A 22,089-nucleotide genomic window follows, 5' to 3' on the forward strand; every position below is an offset into this window, starting at 1 on the left:
GGGGGATAGTATTCAAGGCTCCCAAAGCCGCTCAAACACTCAAAAAACATCGAGAAAGATACAAGAAACTTTGAGCGGCGCATTGCGCAATAGTCTCATAATGTGTCGACATGCCTGATAAACACCAAGAACTGATTTTCAAGTATTTTACAATAATCTCATGCACCACTGCTCTAGAAACCTTGAAATATGGTGAGCTTGCTGTGCAATTTGTAGTGCGAACGAATAGATAAAAACTATTACCTTTGTGTGTCAATATATTAACTTAGGTAAAGGAGCTATTCATCACAATGGAGAAGATCATTCGCAAGGCATTGGTATCTGTCTATCACAAAGAGGGTTTAGCAGAGATCCTAGCCGAACTTAATCAAGCAGGTGTTGGGTTTATATCCACAGGAGGCACGCGTGCCTTCATTGAGTCTTTGGGGTACCCTTGTGAGGCTGTTGAGGATTTGACCCAATATCCCTCTATGCTTGGTGGACGTGTCAAGACGCTACACCCCGCCATTCTTGGTGGTATCCTAGCACGTCGTGACCACAAGACCGACCAAGAGGAGGTAGCTAAGTACCAAATCCCGCTGATTGATCTGATCATCGTAGACCTCTACCCCTTCGAAGCTACGGTGGCCTCTGGTGCAAGCCCCGAGGAGATCATCGAGAAGATTGACGTGGGAGGCATATCGCTCATTCGTGGAGCTGCCAAAAACTTCGCCGATGTCGTGATCGTTGCCTCTCAAGCTCAGTACGCACCTCTATACAAGATCCTCAAGGCTCAGGGAGCTAAGACCACACTAGAGCAGCGTCGAACCTTCGCTCGCGATGCCTTCGCCGTAAGCTCAGGTTACGATGCCGCAATCTTCCGCTACTTCGACGCCGATATACAGACCGCTTTCCGCCCCTCTGCCGACCACCCACAGCCTCTGCGCTACGGAGAGAATCCTCATCAGCGAGGTTTCTTCTTTGGTGATCTCGGCCGCTACCTTGAGCAGCTACACGGCAAGGAACTATCCTACAACAACCTGCAGGATATTGATGCCGCTATCCAACTCATTCAAGACTTCGAGGAGCCAAGCTTCGCCATTCTCAAGCACAACAATGCTTGCGGTTTTGCCTCTCGCTCCACAATCCTAGAGGCTTGGGAGGCTGCATTGGCCTGCGACCCAGTTTCTGCTTTCGGTGGAGTACTGGTGGCCAATCGTCCGATTGACCAAGCTACAGCCGAGTCGATCAATCAGCTATTCCTCGAGGTGCTCATCGCTCCAGAGTTTAGCCCAGAGGCGCTTGAGGTGCTCAAGAGCAAGAAAAATCGTATTCTGCTCGTGCAGAAGGCACGTATTGAGAGCCAGTGGACCTACCGCTCTATGCTCGGCGGAGTGCTCCAGCAGGAGTGCGACACGGCTATAGAAGTAGCGAAGGATCTGCGCCCCGTAACGCAAAAGACAGCGACCGAGCGTGAGGTTGAGGATATGATACTCGCCAATAAACTCGTTAAACATAGTAAGAGCAACGCCATCGTACTAGCCAAGGACGGTCAGCTCCTAGCCTCTGGCATCGGGCAGACCTCCAGAGTAGATGCCCTACGCCATGCCATTGACAAGGCTCGAGGCTTCGGTTTCTCGCTCGAGGGCGCAGTGCTCGCCAGCGATGCTTTCTTCCCCTTCGACGACTGCGTTACCCTAGCTGCTGAGGCAGGTATTACCGCCATTGTGCAGCCCGGTGGATCTGTTCGTGACGAGGATAGCATCAAGAAGGCCGATGAGCTCGGTGTAGCTATGGTGTTCACCGGGGTCAGACACTTCAAGCACTAATCAGGCATTCATACAGGCCTAACAAGAAGACTAAAACAAACAGACAGAATGGGACTATTCACCTTCAGACAAGAGTTGGCCATGGACCTAGGGACGGCCAATACTATCATAATCAAAGACGGCAAGATCGTTCTAGACGAACCCTCGGTGGTTGCCTTCGACGTTCGTACGGGCGAGATGATTGCCGTGGGGACTAAGGCACGTGAGATGTACGAAAAGGGTAATGCCAATATCCGTACGATTCGCCCGCTCCGTGACGGCGTAATTGCCGACTTCAACGCTGCGGAGAAAATGATACGAGGTATGATCCGCATGATCAGCCGTCGCCGTAGCTGGTTTACGCCATCGTATCGTATGGTTGTATGCATTCCCTCTGGCAGTACAGAAGTGGAGATCCGTGCCGTACGTGACTCAAGCGAACATGCAGACGGACGTGATATATATATGATCTACGAACCTATGGCTGCAGCCGTGGGCGTCGGGATTGATGTGCTAGCCCCAGAGGGACACATGATTGTGGACATAGGTGGCGGTACGACGGAGATTGCCGTTATCTCGCTCGGTGGTATCGTCAAAGATGAGTCGATCCGTACGGCTGGCGATGAGTTCACTCGTGACATCATGGATCACATGCGCGACGTGCATAAGGTCAAGATCGGGGAGCGCACAGCCGAGCAGATTAAGATCAACGTTGGTGCGGTCTACATGGATCTAGACAATCCTCCTTCGGATTATCTAGTGCGTGGTGCCGATATGATGAATACGAAACCTCGGGAGATCATGGTCAATTATCGTGAGATCTGCGAGTGTCTGGAGAAGTCTATCCTCAAAATCGAGAACGCAATCCTCAAAACGCTCGACGAAACCCCTCCCGAGCTATACTCCGACATCTGCATCAATGGCGTTGTACTGGCAGGTGGCGGCGCACTGCTTAGAGGTCTGGACAAACGTCTGACCAATCGCTTCGGCATTGAGTTCAAGATCGCAGAAGATCCACTACACGCCGTAGCTATCGGTACGGGTGTTGCGCTCAAGAATATTGACACATTCAACTTCCTCATTCGATAGACCTTAGAAGCTCGCCCCTCTTGTAGGCTGGTTGTGCGTTTTCTGTCTATCAAGTTACCCTAGAGTCTGTGCCGTAAATCTCCTCTGTTGGATTTATGACGCAGGCTCGCCCTATTAAATTCGTCCGCTAGTGAATAAGCTCATCGACTTCATCATTGCGCACAAACATTGGTTCCTGTGGCTCGTGCTTCAGGCCATCGCTTTGTTGCTGCTGATGAATGATGGGCTGTATCGTCGCAGTGTATCGATCTACGCGACCAATATGGCTGTTGGACACCTCAATGAGTGGATGACCGAGGGGCGGAGCTACCTAGACCTTAGACGCAAGAACGAACTGATCCTGCAGGAGAAGGCTCGTCTAGAGCATGACTATATTGCCCTCAAACGTGCCGTCAGCGACGCCCAAGCAGAGGGCAATCTCCCCGACAGCCTGCTCTACAACCTACAGGGCATGACCCGTCGAGAGGTCGTGACGGCTCGTATCGTTAATCTGGTCAATAGGACAGGCGATCTCTACTACATCATCAACCGAGGAGAGCAAGACGGCATACGTGCCGACATGGCTGTGATGAGCGAACACGGCGTCATGGGTACTGTCATGCAGGCTTCGAAGCACTATGCAGTCGTAATCCCAGTGATTAACTCCAAGCTCAAGCTCAGCTGCTCGCTCAAAGGCAAAGAATATCGGGGGACGCTCAGTGCTCAGGGGCTCAATGCCCCCGTGATCCTAGGCGGATTACCCCTACATGCCGAGGTCGAGGCTGGCGATACGGTACAGACGAGTGGCTACTCCTATGTCTATCCCGAGGGACTTATGGTCGGCATCGTAGAGCAGAGTGATACCGAGGGCGTAGAGGGAGCAGAAACAGCTTTCGGCACTTACCGCATCCGTCTAGCGACCGACTTTGAGCGTTTGAGCTATGTTTATGTACTGCTAGCTCCACCAATGAGCGAGGCTCAGGAACTAGAGAAAACTGCTTTACCAGATGAATAGTACTTGGCTTCGCTTCATCTTGATGAGCTTGCTGATCATTGCTCTACAGGTGTGGGTGCTCAGTCCCATAGCGCTCTACCGTGTAGCTACACCATACGTCTACCCTGTCCTGCTGCTACTTTTACCTATTCGTCTGAAGCCTACGGCACTCACGCTGATTGGCTTCGCTCTAGGCTCTATGATCGACATCCTCGGTATAACACCCGGGTTGCATGCCTCGGCTCTGACCTTCGTTGGCTTCCTGCGCTACTATCTAGTCAAGCCAATGCTAGACAAGAATATGCCCGACTATCTACTCCCTCTGTACGATACCCTCAAAGGCGGATCTATTCTTTTGCTCGTCGAGCTGATGACCCTACACCACGTGGTGCTGTATCTGCTAGATGCAGGTCAGTACTTCGACCTGCCTTTCCTGCTCATTCGCTTGGGAGCTGGCTGGCTATACTCCATGATTCTGGCGCTCATCGTCCTCTTCTTCTTCTCTATTCGTCTCCAACCACGTCCGGGTCATGGTCAATGATAAGTTTTATAGTCGGCGGATTCTTTTCATCGCCATTACTATAGCGATTATCCTGATCTATATAGCCCGCCTCTTCTATCTGCAAATCCTAAGCGATGGTTACAAGGAGCGTGCAGAAAACAATGCCTATTACATCAAATCCATTCACCCCTCCCGTGGCGTCATCTACGATCGTCGTGGCAAGCTCCTCGTTGCCAATCGTCCTGCTTACGACCTGATGGTGACGATGAATGAGGCACGCCATAAGCTTGATACGACCAAGTTGGCAGAGGTAATCGGTATGCCCCGTGAGGATCTAGCCGCCAAACTGGAGCAAGTCAAGGATCGTCGACGAAACCGAGGCTACTCGCCCTATACGGCTCAGCTACTCATCTCGCAGCTTGAGCCCGAGGAGGTCGGGCGTTTCCAAGAGCAACTCTACAAATTCCCCGGATTTCATATTCAGAGCCGTACAGTACGCCAGTACGACTATCACCATGCTGCACACATTCTAGGCTATCTTGGAGAGGCAAGCCCCTACGACCTAGAGCGAGATAGTGCACTTGTCGCTGGCGACTATGTGGGCAAGAGTGGCATTGAGCGCTTCTACGACAAAGCTCTCAGAGGTATCAAGGGGCGAGAAATCCTACTTAGGGACTCTCGTGGCCGCATCAAAGGCCGGCATAATGCTGGCCAAGATGATACTCAGCCCGTCAATGGGCAAGACCTCTACCTCTCGATCGACAGCGATCTGCAGGCTCTAGGCGAAGAGCTCATGCAGGGTAAACGTGGTGCCATAGTAGCAATCGAACCCAAAACTGGCGAGGTACTAGCACTGGTGACCTCACCCACTTTCGACCCAGCCCTACTGGCTGGCAAAGACAAGGGCGAGCAGCATCGACTGCTTGAGGAAGTGCCGGGGAAGCCTCTATTCAACCGTGCTATTATGGGGACCTATCCTCCGGGCTCGACCTTCAAGCCCGCCCAAGCAGGCATATTTCTCGCCGAGAGAGTACTGATGCCTCAGACACCACTTAGCTGTGTTGGTGGCTATCCTCGCCTCAGAGGTCGTCCACGATGTCACCCACATGCCCCATCACCTGCGCTAATCTACTCATTGGCCACCTCTTGCAATAGCTACTACTGCTGGGGTATGCACTTCTTGCTAGACAATAGAGATCGCTACCCCAATATACAGGAAGCCTTCGAGGCATGGAAGCATCATATCGTATCGCTTGGCTTCGGCTACCCAACGGGTATAGACCTCAGCGGAGAGAAGCGTGGCTATATCCCCAACCACAAGGTCTACGACAAGGCTTATCCCAACGGCTGGAACTCTAGTACTATCATCTCAATCTCTATCGGGCAGGGTGAGATCCTCTCCACACCTCTACAGATGGCCAACTTGGCGGCAATCATCGCAGGGCGTGGGTCGTGGCGTAGGCCCCATGTGGTACAGCGTCTATCCGGGTCGCCTCTAGACACCGTTTATACTGCTCTTAGGCACTCGTCTGTCACTGCTGAGCAGTGGGAGTATGTGGTGCAGGGTATGGCTATGGCTGTAACTTCTGGTACTTGTCGAGCAGCGAACTTCGCCCCCGGAGAGATTGAGGTTTGTGGCAAGACCGGTACCGCAGAGAATCCGCATGGTAAGGACCACTCCGCTTTCATTGGCTTCGCACCACGCCAAAATCCACGCATCGCCATCGGGGTTTATGTGGAGAATGGAGGCTTTGGAGCCCGATTTGGCGTACCTATCGGCCGTGTGATGATGGAGCACTACCTACGAGAGGGCAAACTCTCCGAAACGGCCTTAGCCATAGCAGGCGAAATGAAACGGACATCAATCTCGTACTACAATGGGCTCTAAGCGCAACGAATCTCTCTGGAAGTCGATTGACTGGTTTACTATCGGCCTCTACTTGATCCTAATCATAGCGGGGTGGTTTGCAATCTGTGGTGCAACCTATAGCTTCGATGCAACCGAATTGGTCGCTGCTGGTAGCCGCCCGATGATGCAGCTTATATGGATGGGGCTGGGTTTGGTGATTGCTTTCGCCGTACTCATGGTCAATCCTAGGATCTTTGAGGAGGGAGCTCCCATATTCTACCTCCTAATGCTAGGGCTTCTGCTGGTGACGATCTTTGTCGCTCCCGACATCAAAGGCTCGCACTCGTGGTTAGTCATAGGCCCTCTGCGTCTACAGCCAGCAGAGTTCGCCAAGGTTGCCACTGCACTTGTCCTCGCTTGGCAATGCAATAAGTATGGTTTCGAGATCAATTCTTTCCGTAGCTACGCCACGCTGATAGGGATTATTTTTATCCCTATCCTAATGATCCTTGCCCAGAGCGAAACGGGCTCGGCCTTGGTTTTCTTCGCTCTCTTTTTAGCTCTCTATCGAGAGGGTTTCTCGGGGCTGTTTATGGGTCTAGGCTTCTCTGCTGTAGTCTACTTTGTCGGGGCTCTAGTACTTGATGGTGTCCTTTGGCTTGGCGATACCACTCGAGCCGATGTGCTCGTCGTGGGTAATGCTGTGCAGCTCTTTACCCTCGGCATGCTTGCTATCTATGGCAAACGTATGCTCCCGCTCGTACTGAAGATTGGCGCTGCTGGAGCCCTACTGCAGCTTGTTGGCCTCCTAGTAAATCTCTATCTCTACCCCTTCGATCTCTCTTGGCTTACTCTAGGGCTCTTGGCTACGCTTATCGGCTATCTGCTCTATCTATCACTCAGCCAATACCTCTCTCGTTATTTACTGATAGCAGGCTTCGCCCTAGGCTCTCTCGGCTTCTTCTACTCGACGAGTTATGTCTTCGATGAGATCCTTGAGCCACACCAGCAGGTGCGCATCAAGGTTGCCCTCGGGATAGAGAACGACCTACGAGGCAAAGGCTACAACGTAGATCAGTCTAAGATCGCCATCGGCTCGGGCGGACTATGGGGCAAAGGCTTCCTAGAGGGGACACAAACTAAGCTCAACTATGTACCCGAGCAGGATACGGACTTCATACTCTGCACCGTGGGCGAGGAGAAAGGCTTCGTCGGGACAACACTCCTGCTTCTGCTTTACGGCACACTCATTCTACGTCTAGCGGCACTTGCCGAGCGTCAGACCTCTACTTTTGGGCGTGTATATGGCTATTCGGTAGCCTCTATTCTGCTCTTTCACCTCTTCATCAACGTGGGTATGGTTATTGGCCTAATTCCAGTGATCGGCATTCCGCTACCATTCTTTAGCTATGGAGGCTCTTCTCTGTGGGGCTTCAGCTTTTTGCTTTTCATTTTCCTTGGTATAGATGCTCGGCGACATAATAAGCACTTGTAGTAGTGCTTGCTGAAGCCCTCAGGGATATACAAAAAAAGAAGACCGTCTACTGAAGTAGTAAACGGTCTTTTCTTTTGAGCCTCTTGTCGGATTCGAACCAACGACCCCGAGATTACAAATCACGTGCTCTGGCCAACTGAGCTAAAGAGGCAGGAGGGTAAGCGATCCATATCGCACCGCTACGACCTAATACCCTTGCTGCGATCAAACCCTGGGGGAGTCAAAGGGAGCTGGTCGTATGGGACTTACCCGATGCAAAAGTACTACTTTTCTGCGAATTTGCAATACCCGTCTAGACAAAAATGGCGAACTCCTTATGAGTTCGCCATTTAATCTTCTAGTATCTAGAGCTTTTTGGTCTAGATGTTTTTTGCTTACCAGAGGGCTTTCATAGCTTCCGACTCGATGCAAATACGCTTAGCCAAGATGATACAGTAGATAGGTAAACCAATGGCAAGTGTGTACCATGAGTGGCAAAGTAGAGCAACCCCAATGAGCTCGGGGATGATGTTGAGGAAGTAGTTGGGGTGGCGTACCACACGGAAGAGCAGGCTACGCTCGATGCGATGATTAGGAGCGATATAGACCTTAACCGTCCAGATATCTCTAAGGCAGTAGATCACATAGAAGAGCATCACATAGGCAAAGAGCATCACGCCAATGCCTGCATACGAAGTCCCATCTAGCGCAGTACCTCTGAGATAAGCCTCTACTAGGGCTGCGATGTAGTAGGCCGTGTGGGCGAGTGTTAGTAGAAGCGAATTTTTGGCTCCATACTGTTTGGCTCCTAGTGAGATGAGACGCTTTTCGTTGCGTATAGAAATCGCAAGCGTCATCAGTCTAACGGCGAAGAAAGCGCCGAAAACAACAAAAATGGAAAACATAAATGTATAATAATAGATAGTTACTATGCTTGTAACGGGTAGATTGGGTGGAGATTATATAGCCACTAGCCCTCTACGATATTGGGGGACAAAGGTAAAAAAGTCGTGTGGGCTAGACAAACCCTAGCCGAATACTCGAGCCACATCTATCAAAATCGGAGCGATAGGCTAGTGGGATCAATTCCAACTAACCACGGCGACACAGCACGCAGCGTCGCTACAAGCTAAAAAGGTTTAGGGGTGCTATTACTTCTTTTATGTTAAGAACCGTAAACAAATTGGGTCTAAATCGGGACGGACGGCAGAGAGGTTTTGGGCGATTGAGGCCACTGTTGAGCAAATTAATGGGAAGACTTTTTCGGATTGGTGGGCTAATCCTCGGCGATGTGTCCACTAATCCGAGAAGATTGATGGGAAGAAATCTCCAAAAAGGCGCCACGAAAGCATAAAATTAGCCAGATGTATGTTTTATACATCTGGCTATTAGTTGCTTACAATACCCTTGTTTGGGGCGGTTATTTTCACTTGGCTGGAGGTGGATCCCCAAGCGAGATCAGACGCCATCTAGAGCCCGCTAGAGGCCAAATACGAGGTTTGTGCTTTTTCGCCTGCTCGCTCTAGTGGTTTCCCAACAACATTCTGAAAAATGAACGAAAATCTAAATTTTGCCCGCCAAGACCTATCCCCTCTACAAGAGGTAGAGCTATACACCTATTCCCTAAAACGAAAGGCTGCGCCAAAGGTGAATTTGCCACAAACCCTACCTATTGATTTATGACAAATTTCCCTAGCTCGGGAGGATTTCATCTTGAGAGAACAGGCTGCTCCAATCGTAGACATCGCCATCTGTAGACTGCCTATTGGGCTGACAGAGATTCTCTCGCTCAGGATCGTAAATAGGCGACAGAGCCATAATACCAGCCTCCTTGATCGACTTTTTGGTTCCTGTGACGATCAAATCTAACTCCTCCGCATAGATTGGGGTAACAGACATAAAAAAGATCTGCTCGCCCGTAGACAGAGTTAGCGGGCTAAGCTGCTTATGCCTACGTGTGATGCCTTTGAGCCCTCTGAAATATACGCCCGTAAATAGCCCAACTTCGTCCACCGAATCTGGTGCGAAATCAATACAATCACTCTCCTCGATAGAGCAGTCTTGGTTGTTGATGATGTACGTATTGAGCTTGAGCAATGCTTGTACGTACCACGGCGTGTTTCTGATTAGCTCAGGGGTAACGACCGTATCGGCTGGTAGTGCGATGCAAAACTCTATACGCCCTCCCAGAGGCGAGAGAGTATCTGAGTTGCTCAGCAGCATGGTCGATGTACCGAGGCTCATGATAAGGTGGCAGGGCAGTGTAGGCGAGGGCGCAAACCAAAGGATCTGATAGTACTGGCCGCCCTGCTGGGAGATGCGCATCTTAAACTTCACCTCACCCAAGATTGGGGTTAGCTTACTCTCTATCTCCTCGTACTGGTCTATAGAGAGTGGCTCGGGTGTATCTAGAAACCAATCGGCATAGCGCTCGTAGATCTCTGGCGCTTCCTTGGCCTGAGCGAGGTATTCCTGCCCAATGAAGTAGCTCTGCTCTCCCTTAGGTGCGTAGCGGAAGTGTAGTTGAGCAAGGTAAGCAGCAGCCTCACTGGGGCGATAGCCTAGGCGATACATACGCTCAAAGAGCTCTATGGCTCGGTTTCTATACTGCATCAGCTCGCTCAAAACAGGTTCCTTTGGCTCAATGTAGGTATAGGTATAGCCTAATCGGTAGACGGCCAAGCCTGAGTATGGCTGCTCCTCAACGCAGCGTTCGAGCACCGTGCGAGCCGTATCGAAGTCCTGAGCATTGTTGAGTGCACGACCATAGATCATACGCATCTGCCAGTCCTCCTGCTCACTCTTGGGCAGGCTCTTGTAGCGACTGATGATGATCGAGGGAGGGGCATTGAGCTCATTGAGCTGCTCCATGGTAAACCGATCGGTGCTATAGAGGCGACGTAGCTGATTGGTCTTCTTGGTATGGTCAATCAAATCAATATCTATGGGGATCTGTGGGGCTACCTCGGCGAGAGCCTCCATGAATTTAACCTCATCTGCGACCAATAGATCCAAATGATAGATATCCCCATGCTCTCCGCCCACACATTTACCCACGGGTAAGAGCGACTCTAATATATGTGCTCGCAAAGAGTAGAATAGACGAGAGGAGAGGCGCTCGCCCTCCTCTGGGTCGAGGGGGTAGCTTAGACGTAGACTGACAAACTTGATCCCTGCACGCATCAGCTCATTGGTATCGTGCTTGGGGGACTGACCTAGAGCCTCGTCAATCAGGGCTGGATAGGGAGTTGTACCATCACGTCGCTCAAGGGCTAGATCATCGCCAAACGAGTAGTGGCAGAGATTGTGGTAGGGATCGAAAGGGACACGTAGTTTCTCTTCGCTGTCGAAGTGATACTTGGAGAACAAAGAAAAGATCGAGTCCATCTCTACTTCAGGAAATTCGCCTACCTGTACATCGCTCAAATAGAGCACACGCAGCGTTTCGCCGAAGAAATAGTCGATAGTCGCCCTAATGGCAGCCTTACCCTGCAAGGTATTGGCCTCAAACCCTTCGTTTGGTCGAATCAACAGCACCGTAGGATCGTCTGGACTGAAGGCAGCCTTCAGCCCCGATGGTTCCCAAACATCTAGAGATGGTAGCTCCACGTGTGCGAGCATACCCTCGGTTAACATCAGCCACTTCTCGAGCTTAGAGGCAGGAAAGCTGAGAAACATCAGCACCCCAATGTAGTAGGGATACCTATGCTCTCCAAGCTCGAGGGATAGCAGATATGCTCCACTGGGGTATTCATTTTGGATTAGTAGCAAATCCGAGGGGATACGCACGTAGGCCCTTAGATCCGAATGGATTTTGGATAGCTCCCGATTGATTTTTTGCTCGGCTGTCGGGCCTCGCTTGGGAGGTTTCTTGACGTTGCGCCTAAGGGTAGCTTCGTTGGCGACGAACCACTCCCAAAAGACTTGGGTGCGCTCGTACATAGATGATTGATGTTCCATATCGTATTGTTGTTCTTGTCATTGTTTTAGCAAAACCTCCAGCGGGCAGTGGTCGCTATAGGCAACCTCCGAGAGCAGTCGAGCAGAGCACAGACGAGGCAATAGGCTCGCCGATAGTAGGCAGTAGTCGATGCGCCAACCTTTGTTGCTAGCCTTGGCATTGGCTCTGTAGCTCCACCACGAGTAGGCTTGTAGGTCTGGGTTGAGGTATCGCCACGCATCCGTATAGCCCTCGGAGAGGAACTCCGTCAGCCAAGCTCTCTCCTCGGGGAGGAAGCCACTGACCTTGGCATTGCGTACAGGGTCGTGAATGTCGATAGGCTGATGAGCGATATTGAAGTCCCCACAGATCAGTAGCTGTACTCGCTCTAGAGCCAGCTGCTGTATGTAGCGTTGCCAAACCTTGTGGAAGCGCATCTTATAGGCGATACGCTCTGCGCCACTCGAGCCTGAAGGGTGATAGACACAGATGACGGTAAGGTCGCCAAAGTCAGCCCTGATTACTCGCCCTTCGCAGTCGAACTCCTGCTCCCCTATCCCACAAACGACATAGTCGGGTTTGCGCTTGCTCAGTAGTGCCACCCCGCTGTAACCTTTGCGCTCCGCCGAATGCAAGATCACATGGTAGCCTAGGCGAGCGAATTGCTCGGTGTCGAGCTGATCAGGCTGTAGCTTGATCTCTTGCAGACAGACCACATCGGGCGATGTTTGCTCAAACCAATTGAGCAAGCCTTTGGCGATGGCTGCACGCAGGCCATTGACGTTGTAGGTGATAATGTTCATTATTCTGAATATCTCTCTGCAGGAACTGGGCACGGAGGCTTCAAGTACTGGCTTTCCAATTGGCACAAAGTTATCCAAAAGATTGCGCTTCTGAACAAAAAAGCAGGTATGCGCCAATCAAATTGACGACATACCTGCTCGGATATTGCCTCCCTGCGAGTACTATTTCATCTTGATCAAGCCCTGTATCTCGCTGAGTTTATTCAGAGCCTCTAGCGGTGTCAGGTGATTGATGTCCACCTTGAGCAGAGCCTCTCGGATCTGCGATAGCACTGGATCGTCTAGTTGAAAGAAACTCATCTGTACGCCCGTCAAATTCGTTGGCTCTGCATCAGCCTTTTTCTTACGCTTGGCACCAACATTCTTGGCCAACTGCTCCGTGTCTGTCTGCCCCACTCCCTGATGCTCCCTCTCTAGCTGCGTTAGGATATCGGATGCACGCTCTACGATAGAGAGTGGCATACCGCCGAGCTTGGCCACCTGTATCCCGAAGCTGTGCTCACTGCCTCCGGGGACGAGCTTACGCAAGAAGAGCATCTTACCGTCTATTTCACGTGCCGAAACGTTGAAGTTTTTTACTCTGAGCAGACGGCTCTCCAGATCATTCAACTCATGGTAATGAGTGGCAAAGAGAGTTTTGGCCTTGCCTGCGGCATTCTCGTGCAGATACTCGATAATGCTCCATGCGATCGAGATACCGTCGTACGTACTCGTCCCACGTCCTAGCTCATCGAATAGGACAAGGCTTCGAGGAGTGAGGTTATTCAAAATGCTCGATGCCTCCTGCATCTCCACCATGAAGGTCGATTCGCCTCGGGAAATGTTGTCCGACGCACCTACACGAGTGAAGATTGCGTCCACAATACCTATGCGTGCCGAGTCGGCTGGTACGAAAGCTCCCACTTGGGCCAAGAGCGTAATTAAGGCCGTCTGACGCAGTAGAGCACTCTTACCACTCATATTCGGCCCCGTGATGACGATGATCTGCGTTTCTTCGTCGTCGAGATAAACATCATTGGGAATGTAGCTCTGCCCTAGAGGTAGCTGACGCTCGATGACGGGGTGGCGACCATTTTTGATGTCAATGACTGTACTATCGTCCAGCACTGGGCGCACATATCCATAGCGACGAGCGGCCTCGGCAAACGAAGCCAAGCAGTCTAGGCGTGCAGCAATCTGACTATTGAGCTGGATTGTCTGCACATGGCGAGAGAGCTCTTGGACAAGTTCGCCGAAGATTCGGCTCTCAATGATGGCGATGCGTCCCTCAGCTCCAAGTATCTTCTCCTCATACTCCTTGAGCTCGGGCATGATGTATCGCTCGGCATTGACCAATGTTTGCTTGCGTATCCAGTCTTCGGGCACGCAATCCTTGTGCGTATTGCGCACCTCAAGGAAGTAACCGAAGACATTGTTGAATGAGATCTTGAGATTTGGAATCCCGGTGCGCTCACTCTCCCGTTGCTGGATCTGGACCAAGTAGTCCTTACCACCAGAGGAGAGGCTACGCAGCTCATCTAGCTCGGCATCTACGCCATCGGCAATGACGGCTCCACGGCCTAGAGCAATAGGCGCATCTGGCATCAGAGTTTGGTCAATCATCGCACAGACTCCAGTACATGGGTCTATCCGCTCGGCCAATTTGCGCAGATGCTCGTATGGGCTAGACATACAGAGCTCACGCACCTGAGCAAGCGAAGTGAGCGAAGCCTGCATCTGATTGACTTCTCTCGGACCAATACGGCCTACAGCGGCTTTAGAAACAAGGCGTTCGAGGTCACCGATCGAGCTCAAAAGCCCTATAACCTGCTCACGAAGCTCGGCAGACTCTAGCAGATCGGCTACGATGAGCTGACGCATCTCGATGCTCTGCCTATCAATAAGCGGGAAAGCCAACCAACGACGCAGCAGGCGTCCTCCCATGGGCGTCCGAGTAAAATCTATGATGTCGAGCAAGCTCTTACCCTCGCTCTGATTCATCGGCTGAATGATCTCTAGACTTCTAAGTGTAAAGGAGTCTAGACGCATGAAGCCCGAGCGATCGATACAGCGGAGCGTGGTGATATGACCGGTCTTGAGATGGCTAGTAAGCTCTAGATAACTTAGAATAGCCCCTGCCGAGGCAATCGCCAAGGTCAGATGCTCAGCTCCGAAGCCTTTGAGGCTCTGTACGCCAAAGTGCGTGAGCAGACGAGTACGATTATTCTCAATGGAGAAAGACCAGTCGTCTAGCTCGAAGATCAGATGGCCGAAGTTGAGGCACTGATTGACTTGCCTGCGCTGTTTGCGCTCGACGAGTAGCTCTTTCGGTTGATAGCTCTCGATAAGCTTGTCGATATGGTCTATCGTCCCCTCCGAACAGAGGAACTCGCCCGTAGAGATGTCTAGCAGCGCCAGACCTGCTTGGCCATCGCTCGAGAGATAGACTGCTGCCAGATAATTATTTTCCTTGTGCTTGAGTACATTGTCCCCCATAACTAGGCCGGGCGTGACGAGCTCTGTGATGCCTCGCTTGACGAGCTTTTTCGTCTGCTTGGGATCCTCTAGCTGATCGCATATAGCCACTCGCCTACCCGAGCGCACGAGTTTGGGCAGATAGTTGTCTAGCGCATGATGTGGGAAGCCCGCAAGCTCGACGAACTGAGCCGCACCATTGGCACGACGTGTGAGCGTGATGCCCAGTATTTCAGAGGCATCGACCGCATCCTCTGCGAATGTTTCGTAGAAGTCGCCCACCCTAAAGAGCAGAATCGCATCAGGATGTTGGTACTTGATGCGATAATACTGCTGCATCAATGGCGTCTCAACGTGCTTCTTGGCCATAAGCTATAGGAGAAAGTAAGGGAGTGATTAGTCTTTTTTGAGTATATCCTTGAGCAGGTTGTCGAAGTATTCGCCACGAGTGATGACACCGTCCTGCACAGCTACAACCTCTACCTCGCCATGTGCCGCCACAGTGCCGTCTTCGAATAGAATGTCTTGATCAAAGATGAGCTTAGGCGACTTCATACGACAGCTCAGAGCCGAGCGAAAGCGATCGCCACTGCGCAGAGATTTACGGTAGGTGATGGTTACCTTATAGACGAAAGCATCTAGCCCAGCATCGTGCATATCGCCAAAGTTTGCCCCTAGACTCTCCCAAAACTCGTGGCGTGTGTGCTCCATATACCTTTGGTAGTTGGCATTATTAACGACACCTTGCAGATCACATTCATAGTCCCTCACCTTCATATCCAGCGAGAATACATAGTCTTTAGCCTTCATTTCTATATCTTGATTTATAAAAGTATATGCCCACAAAGGTACGAACATACAGATAGACTGCGAAATCGGCACTATGCCTACTATAAAGGGCGAGGCGCAGTACTTACTAATACTACTGAGGCAGGTTGAGACGAATAGCCCTAAGGCTACGCTTGAGCCCAGAGAGCCCTGCACGGCGAATGGCTTGGCCTGCAAACTGAATGTCGAACTCCTCTTGTTCCATTAGCTCGAGCCTTTCGACATCGAGCGACAAGAGGTGCGGACGAATACGGAAGTCCTCAACCTCCGAGGGCCGTGCGAAGCGATTCCACGGACAGCAAGTTTGGCACGCATCACACCCGTAGATCCTCGCCCCCATAAGTTCGGACAGCTCCTGCGGAATCTCACCATGCTGCTCAATGGTTAGATAACTGATACAACGACGGGCATCCATCACCCCCGGGGCAAGTAGAGCCTTAGTAGGGCAGCTATCGAGGCAACGTGTACAAGCTCCACAGCGGCTAGACATTGGTTCATCGGGAAGTAAATCTATATCAACCAGAAGCTCTCCGAGGAAAAAGAAGCTCCCTGCTTTGGGAATGATCAGAAGACCATTCTTGCCAATCCACCCTAGGCCTGCCTGATGTGCCCAGTAGCGCTCTAGTATGGGTGCCGAATCTGAGAAAGCCCGACCCGAAACCTCTGGGGCAATCTCTCGTTTGATAAAAGCAAGTAGCTGATCGAGCCGCTTCTTGACCACCTTGTGATAGTCACGGCCATAGGCATAGTAGGCAAACTGTGGTAGGTGTGCAGGCTGAAAGGTGTGGGGGTAATAGTTCATCGCCACAACAATCAGCGAGCGAGTACCCGGCACCAACACTCTAGGATCTTGCCTTGGGTCGGCATTACGCTCTAGATAGCTCATCTCGCCATTGAAGCCTTGGGCTAGCCAAGCCTCATAGCCCTCGTAGAGAGCCTTGGGTGCCGCCTCAGCACGTGCTATGCCACAAGCAGAGAAGCCGAGGCGAATGGCCTCGGCTTTGATTCGTTGTGTAGCTTCCTCTATATGGGTTATCTGCGGCACCCAGCTAGTTCTTTATCGTCGCAGTGTGTAGACCCAAGCCTCAGGATGCAGATGGCTGATTTGCTTGAGATAGGTATAGGCCTCGGTATTGGAAGTAAAATCTCCTGCCGAAACACGGTGCATCTTACTCCCACGCAGTATCTTCAGATGCGACAAATCCTGCTCGCTCGCTCGCTCGTAGTGTGCTAGGGCCAGCTCCTCGCTGTGTTCCGAGGCTATGATCACATAGTAGCGACCAGCCTCCGCCTCAATCCACGCAGATGTGTCCTCTACCACCTGTTCACTCTCCCGATCTATCACGGGCTGTAGAGCATCATCGCCCCAAACCTGACGGACGCTCAGTTCACTTGGCACGAAGCTAGCAGTAAATATCTCCCTAGACTCGGTAAGCTCACCCCATGGAGCAAATGCCAATAGGATAGCAGCTGCAGAGGCAGCCCAACCCAACGCACGTTTGGGTAGGCGTATCTGTAGATAATCGCCAGCACGAGAGGGCGCAGCAAGCCTCCGCTCCCTCATATCCTGAGCAATCTCTGGCATCGGGATAGGCATCAGCCCATAGGAAGCAGGGCAAAGTGATGCCGCAGAGTCTGGGACGAAGGATAGACACCCCTCTTCACTTAGGCTAAGCACGCCGAGAGAAGGGAGATGATACTCACGCTTACGCACAAGTTCGCTACGCAGACTACGTGCGTCCTCCTCTAGCATGATGCGTGCGCGACGCATCGAGATCCCATAGATCGACGCATATCGTCCCTCTAGCAGCCCATCGTGATGTCTGAGCGCTTCGTTGAAGCGTAGCTCAGCCCGAGGCGGATAAGCCAAATGTGCTGCTTGGTCGAGCCGAGCAGGCATGGCTTCGAGGACGAATCCCCCAATCTCTGGCACGACGACACAAGTATGCTGGACCAGCAGAGCCTCAATATGTTTGGCAAGTCTTGTACTCATTGGGCAAATGATTGATATATGCCTCAAAGATAGCGCATTTTTGCTAAACGATGCGTGTCCATCTAGCGAGCTACCTGCAAGATACGAGCCACGACAGCAGAGTCGATATCCTGATTCTCGCCTAGAAGTGTACCTCGCTCGGCAAATCGACGCACGATCTCGGCCTCTACCTCTGGGCCAATACCACGCTCTCCTAGACGAGTTTCTAGGCCAAGGCTACGGAAAAATGCCTCCGTCCGATCTATTGCTTGGTCGATACACTCATCTTCGCTCCCCGAAGTAATCCCCCATACACGCTGAGCATAGTGTAGTAGCTTAGCTCGCTTGCTACCATGTCCCAAAACACGTAGTAGGGCTGGCAGGACAATGACAAGTGTGTGCCCATGAGTTAGCCCCGTAAGTGCTGTCAGTTCGTGCCCGATGCGGTGCGTTGCCCAATCCTCGGTGATGCCCATAGCGATGAAGCCATTGAGTGCCATCGTCGCCGAGAGCATGAAGTTCGCTCGGGCATCATAGTCCGCTGGCTCGCGCTGTATGGCCTCACGTTGCTCAATGAGTGTGAGCATAATGCCCTCTGCCCAACGGTCCATCAGCGGGCTCTCGCCTGCACGGCAGATGTACTGCTCCATGACGTGAACAAAGCTATCTGCAATGCCGCAGGCTACCTGATAGGCAGGCAGAGAGAAGGTGTATCGTGGTTCGAGGATAGAGAACAATGGATACTCGCCCCAAAAACCGAATTTCTCTTGCGTTTTGATACTAGAGATCACCGCCCCCCGATTCATTTCGCTACCCGTAGCAGGTATGGTCAGCACGGTACCTAGAGGTAAGGTCACGACGCTACGATCTGCCCCCTTGAGCACCAGATCCCAAGCATCTCTCTCGGAGGGAATAGCATTAGCAATGAGCTTGCTGGCATCGAGCACAGAGCCTCCGCCTACGGCTAGGACGAAATTAATGCCCTCACGCTTACCTAGCTCGATGGCTTTACGCAGGGTTTCTACCTTGGGATTGGGCTCTATACCCCAGAACTCCACACAGTCGAATTCCTTGAGCTGACGACAAACATCGTCATAGACTCCGTTGCTCTTGACACTACCGCCACCGAAGGTCAGCAGAATTTTGCTCCCCTGAGGAATGCGCTTAGGGAGCATCTCGATCATTCCCTCGCCGAAGAGCAACTCGGTTGGGTTACGAAATTTGAATGGATTCATATCTATTCTAGCCTAGTTTGATACATCATAGTTTGGTTCTCTCAAAGGTAGTATAAAATGTCAAAGCCAAATACCTTACCTCTACAAACAATCCCATAAAACCTCCCATAAATTAAAAGGTAATATCCGTCGAGGTTCGTGCTATATAAAGATTTAATCCCCATGTCTTAGGCTACATGATTCCCTTCCTCCTGAATACCTATAAAGAAGAGTCGCCACAATTGCTCCAACATATTCAGTTTGAACGCAGCGTACTGTGCAGAAAAACAACCATTACTCTGCCTTGAAACACTCAGGCATACACACTCGCTCCACTCGAGGGCGGTGATATAACTCCCCACGTAGTTACAAACTCGAAAAGATTTAGGAGGCGACTTTGCCTCTTTTGTGTTAAGAACCGTAAACAAATTGAGCCTAAATCGGGGCGGACGGCGGAGAGGTTTTGGGCGATCGAAGGCGACTATTGAGCAAATTAATGGGAAGACCCTTTCGGATTGGTGGGCTAATCCTCGGCGATATGTCCACTAATCCGAGTAGATTGATGGGAAGAAATTCCCAAAAAGGCGATACGAAAGCATAAAATTAGCTAGATGTTTATTTTATATATTTGGTTATTAGTTATTTACAAAACGCTTGTTTTAGGCGGTTATTTTACACGGCTGGAGGTGGAGTGCCCAAACGAGGTCAGACGCCGTCTAGAGCCCGCTAAAGGCTAAATACGTGGTCTAATGTTTTTATCCTCCCCTATTCTATGCCATTACCCTAGACATGAATAGAGTGATCAAACCTAACAATTTATCGTAAAGAAACAATTATACCCGTTTTTGCGATTAGACAATCCTTGATAACTACGGATAAAACCTTCAATCATCTCGCTATCAAAAAAGAATACGACTTCATAGCCTATCAGAGGATAGATACTTAGCCGTTTAATGATACTACAATTTTAAGATAGAGGAAATTACTAACCCAAACATGTTACGACAGGCGAAAGTATCGGATCTTGAATGGCTACCTAATCATGGGCATTATCATCAGCAATCCACGCTAGAGTAAGACATCAACTATTTGGAGAACCAAAACAGAGGAGAGAGGCGGGAGCTTTCTCTTTCTTTTTGTTATCAACAAACTACTAACTCCCAAACCTAAACTCTAGACAGTTTACGTAATTTTGCGCTCTAGAATATATCAGCTCAACAGCATCGCTATGTCCACCAAAAGCCTCATACTACTGCTGGTACTCCTATTAGGGGTAAGTAAGCTATCGAGCCAAGAGTATTACAGAGCACATGAGCCTGCTCTTAGCTCAGGTATTAGCCGAGAGGATCTCCTTGCCCTAAAGCTATCGGCAGAGGGATTCTTCCGCAACAATGAGTATGCCTCCGACTTGGTCGCAGACTATACCCTACCCGGCTATCGCCTGCAAGCTGATCTTAGCTATACGCCCAAGACCCAAATCCCCATCAGCCTGCGCCTAGGGGCAACCAACATCTACTATTGGGGTAGCTCACTCTATCCTGCAGCCATAGCCTACAGCGACCTACCCTATTGGTCTGGCGAAGGAGGTCGCTACACGAGGTTTCGCCTCAAACCATTCTTCCAAGCGGCTATCACTCCTGCCGAGGGCTTGGCCGTTATTCTAGGTAATCTAGAAGGCGGTGCCAAGCACGAGCTAATCGAGCCGCTCTACAACCCCGAGCTCAACCTCACGGCTGATAGAGAGGCGGGGCTACAAATCAAGTATATCAACCCAAGAAGCAAGTTCGATATTTGGGTGGACTGGCGTAGCTTCATCTATAAGCACGATACCCACCCTGAGGCTTTCGTGTTTGGGCTTCACGCACAGCATCGCTTCGCCCCCCTAGACAAACCCTCCCTAGAGTTTAGACTGCAGGCTCTAGCACACCACAGAGGTGGTGTACTCAACCAACGACCAGATACAGTACACTCGTGGAGCAATGCTACCCTAGGGCTTGTCTATATGCACCCACTCAAGCTAGGTAGACATACAGCCCACTGGTATGCCTCTCTATATGCGCTCGGATATGCCCAAAGAGGCGGCCACTACCCCGTAGACAAGGGGTGGGGTGGATATATAGAGGCTGGGCTTAGGTGGCATCGCTGGCACACACGTCTAGCACTATGGCAGGGTTATAACTTCATCAGTGTGCTGGGGACTCCCTTCGTCCAGTCTATCGGCAGAGCAGGGAGAGAGAAGATTCATAGCCATACTACTCGCTACCTACAGCTGCTAGGTAGCTACAGTATCCTAGAGCGCAAGCAATACAGCCTAGGCGCCTCGGCAGCTCTATGGTATCACACACATTCGGCTCACCCGATCAGCTCACACATCGAGGTGTACCTCAATATATCCCCCTACTTCGGGCTACTCAAATGGAAACCTTAATCTATCTCTAGGGAAAACGGAGAAGGGTATTTCGCCTCCAGCAGGCAAAAAAAATCCACTACCCTATTGCTCATGTAAAAATTATCCTTACCTTTGCAATCGAATTCGGGAACGAAATCACGGCTCCGTAGCTCAACTGAATAGAGCATCTGACTACGGATCAGAAGGTTACAGGTTTGAATCCTGTCGGGGTCACGATAAGGCTTGAGAGTTTTGAACTCTTGAGCCTTTTTCTTTGTACAATCCATTTGCTCAATTTCACTAGCCTTAGAGCTAAAAAAGAGAACCTCATCGGCTCTAAATATGGCCAATGAGGTTCTTTATTAAAACAATAAATTATGACTAGTGGTCCCACTTGGGCTTGAACCAAGGACTCCCTGATTATGAGTCAGGTGCTCTAACCGACTGAGCTATAGGACCGAAAGTGGATTAACCCGATAGGTATCGCCCAAATTCAAGGGACAAAGTTAAGCAATTCTTCGTAAAAATCAATCTAGAACACAGCACCACAGCAGGATTCACTTCGTTCATCCACCCACATCACCTATATCTATTCTAGATTTAATTAAGATTTATATAAAAAGAAAGTATAGTAATAGTGTCTGTTGATGATGTGGGTAAACCAAGTGCATCAGAATAGCCAACAGAAGATCATCGTTTTATCCGCAGAATTATCGCCAATCTACCCACAGCAGTAAGTAATAGTATAATAATTGGATAGATGATTTTTAGTCTAAGCTATACACCAAAAGAGACTGAAAAGCTCTGCACATATT

15 protein-coding genes and 3 tRNA genes are annotated in these 22,089 nt (G+C 50.7%); 8 read left to right on the forward strand and 10 right to left on the reverse strand.

Translation table 11 applies throughout. From position 1 onward, the window contains the following. Positions 1–284: 284 nt before the first annotated feature. The 6 genes from purH (at position 285) to rodA (ending at position 7,695) form a co-directional block, all read left to right on the forward strand. Positions 285–1,808 carry a bifunctional phosphoribosylaminoimidazolecarboxamide formyltransferase/IMP cyclohydrolase gene (gene purH / locus HQ41_RS03290; protein ID WP_044187900.1) on the forward strand — a complete coding sequence of 508 codons (1,524 nt, stop codon included), beginning with the start codon at positions 285–287 and terminating at the stop codon, positions 1,806–1,808. Between the two features lie 48 nt (positions 1,809–1,856). Continuing rightward, positions 1,857–2,876 carry a rod shape-determining protein gene (locus HQ41_RS03295; protein WP_044187902.1) on the forward strand — a complete coding sequence of 340 codons (1,020 nt, stop codon included), beginning with the start codon at positions 1,857–1,859 and terminating at the stop codon, positions 2,874–2,876. Positions 2,877–3,006: 130 nt separating this feature from the next. Then, positions 3,007–3,870, forward strand: coding sequence for a rod shape-determining protein MreC (gene mreC / locus HQ41_RS03300; RefSeq protein ID WP_044187904.1), 864 nt, complete (start codon positions 3,007–3,009; stop codon positions 3,868–3,870). After that, entirely contained in the window at positions 3,863–4,390 is a 528-nt protein-coding gene (locus HQ41_RS03305; protein ID WP_044187907.1) for a hypothetical protein, read from the forward strand. Before mreC ends, HQ41_RS03305 begins: the two co-directional genes overlap by 8 nt. Next, entirely contained in the window at positions 4,380–6,239 is a 1,860-nt protein-coding gene (gene mrdA, locus HQ41_RS03310; RefSeq protein WP_044187910.1) for a penicillin-binding protein 2, read from the forward strand. The genes HQ41_RS03305 and mrdA overlap by 11 nt, the downstream gene beginning before the upstream one ends. Then, positions 6,229–7,695, forward strand: a complete 1,467-nt coding sequence (rodA, locus tag HQ41_RS03315) for a rod shape-determining protein RodA (protein ID WP_044187912.1) — start codon at positions 6,229–6,231, stop codon at positions 7,693–7,695. The genes mrdA and rodA overlap by 11 nt, the downstream gene beginning before the upstream one ends. 77 nt (positions 7,696–7,772) lie before the next feature. On the opposite strand, the gene HQ41_RS03320 is transcribed toward rodA, so the two are convergent. From HQ41_RS03320 to HQ41_RS03360, 9 genes are all read right to left on the reverse strand, one after another. Continuing rightward, positions 7,773–7,846 (reverse strand) — tRNA-Thr (locus HQ41_RS03320). A 223-nt stretch (positions 7,847–8,069) separates the two neighbouring features. After that, the gene (locus tag HQ41_RS03325; RefSeq protein WP_044187914.1) at positions 8,070–8,579 is read right to left on the reverse strand and encodes an isoprenylcysteine carboxyl methyltransferase family protein; all 510 of its coding nucleotides are present in this window, start codon (positions 8,577–8,579) and stop codon (positions 8,070–8,072) included. A 787-nt stretch (positions 8,580–9,366) separates the two neighbouring features. Next, positions 9,367–11,634: a suppressor of fused domain protein gene (locus HQ41_RS03330; protein WP_081964740.1), complete on the reverse strand. Its 2,268-nt coding sequence runs from the start codon at positions 11,632–11,634 to the stop codon at positions 9,367–9,369. An 18-nt stretch (positions 11,635–11,652) separates the two neighbouring features. Further along, positions 11,653–12,417 (reverse strand): exodeoxyribonuclease III, encoded by a 765-nt coding sequence (locus tag HQ41_RS03335; RefSeq protein ID WP_044187918.1) that lies wholly within the window; start codon positions 12,415–12,417, stop codon positions 11,653–11,655. A gap of 162 nt (positions 12,418–12,579) precedes the next feature. Further along, positions 12,580–15,240 (reverse strand): DNA mismatch repair protein MutS, encoded by a 2,661-nt coding sequence (mutS, locus tag HQ41_RS03340; protein WP_044187920.1) that lies wholly within the window; start codon positions 15,238–15,240, stop codon positions 12,580–12,582. Positions 15,241–15,267: 27 nt separating this feature from the next. Continuing rightward, positions 15,268–15,681, reverse strand: coding sequence for a thioesterase family protein (locus HQ41_RS03345; RefSeq protein ID WP_044187953.1), 414 nt, complete (start codon positions 15,679–15,681; stop codon positions 15,268–15,270). Positions 15,682–15,793: 112 nt separating this feature from the next. Further along, the gene (queG, locus tag HQ41_RS03350; RefSeq protein ID WP_235316897.1) at positions 15,794–16,744 is read right to left on the reverse strand and encodes a tRNA epoxyqueuosine(34) reductase QueG; all 951 of its coding nucleotides are present in this window, start codon (positions 16,742–16,744) and stop codon (positions 15,794–15,796) included. A gap of 12 nt (positions 16,745–16,756) precedes the next feature. Continuing rightward, positions 16,757–17,692 (reverse strand): SPOR domain-containing protein, encoded by a 936-nt coding sequence (locus HQ41_RS03355; RefSeq protein WP_044187922.1) that lies wholly within the window; start codon positions 17,690–17,692, stop codon positions 16,757–16,759. A 62-nt stretch (positions 17,693–17,754) separates the two neighbouring features. Further along, the gene (locus HQ41_RS03360; RefSeq protein ID WP_044187924.1) at positions 17,755–18,906 is read right to left on the reverse strand and encodes an iron-containing alcohol dehydrogenase; all 1,152 of its coding nucleotides are present in this window, start codon (positions 18,904–18,906) and stop codon (positions 17,755–17,757) included. 1,207 nt (positions 18,907–20,113) lie between these two features. On the opposite strand from HQ41_RS03360, the gene HQ41_RS03365 reads away from it, so the two are divergent. Next, positions 20,114–21,313, forward strand: a complete 1,200-nt coding sequence (locus tag HQ41_RS03365) for a hypothetical protein (protein ID WP_044187957.1) — start codon at positions 20,114–20,116, stop codon at positions 21,311–21,313. 121 nt (positions 21,314–21,434) lie between these two features. After that, positions 21,435–21,508 (forward strand) — tRNA-Arg (locus HQ41_RS03370). A gap of 151 nt (positions 21,509–21,659) precedes the next feature. On the opposite strand, the gene HQ41_RS03375 is transcribed toward HQ41_RS03370, so the two are convergent. Beyond that, positions 21,660–21,733 (reverse strand) — tRNA-Ile (locus HQ41_RS03375). Between the last annotated feature and the right edge of the window lie 356 nt (positions 21,734–22,089).

The organism is Porphyromonas sp. COT-290 OH860 (assembly GCF_000768935.1).
Taxonomy (GTDB): domain Bacteria; phylum Bacteroidota; class Bacteroidia; order Bacteroidales; family Porphyromonadaceae; genus Porphyromonas.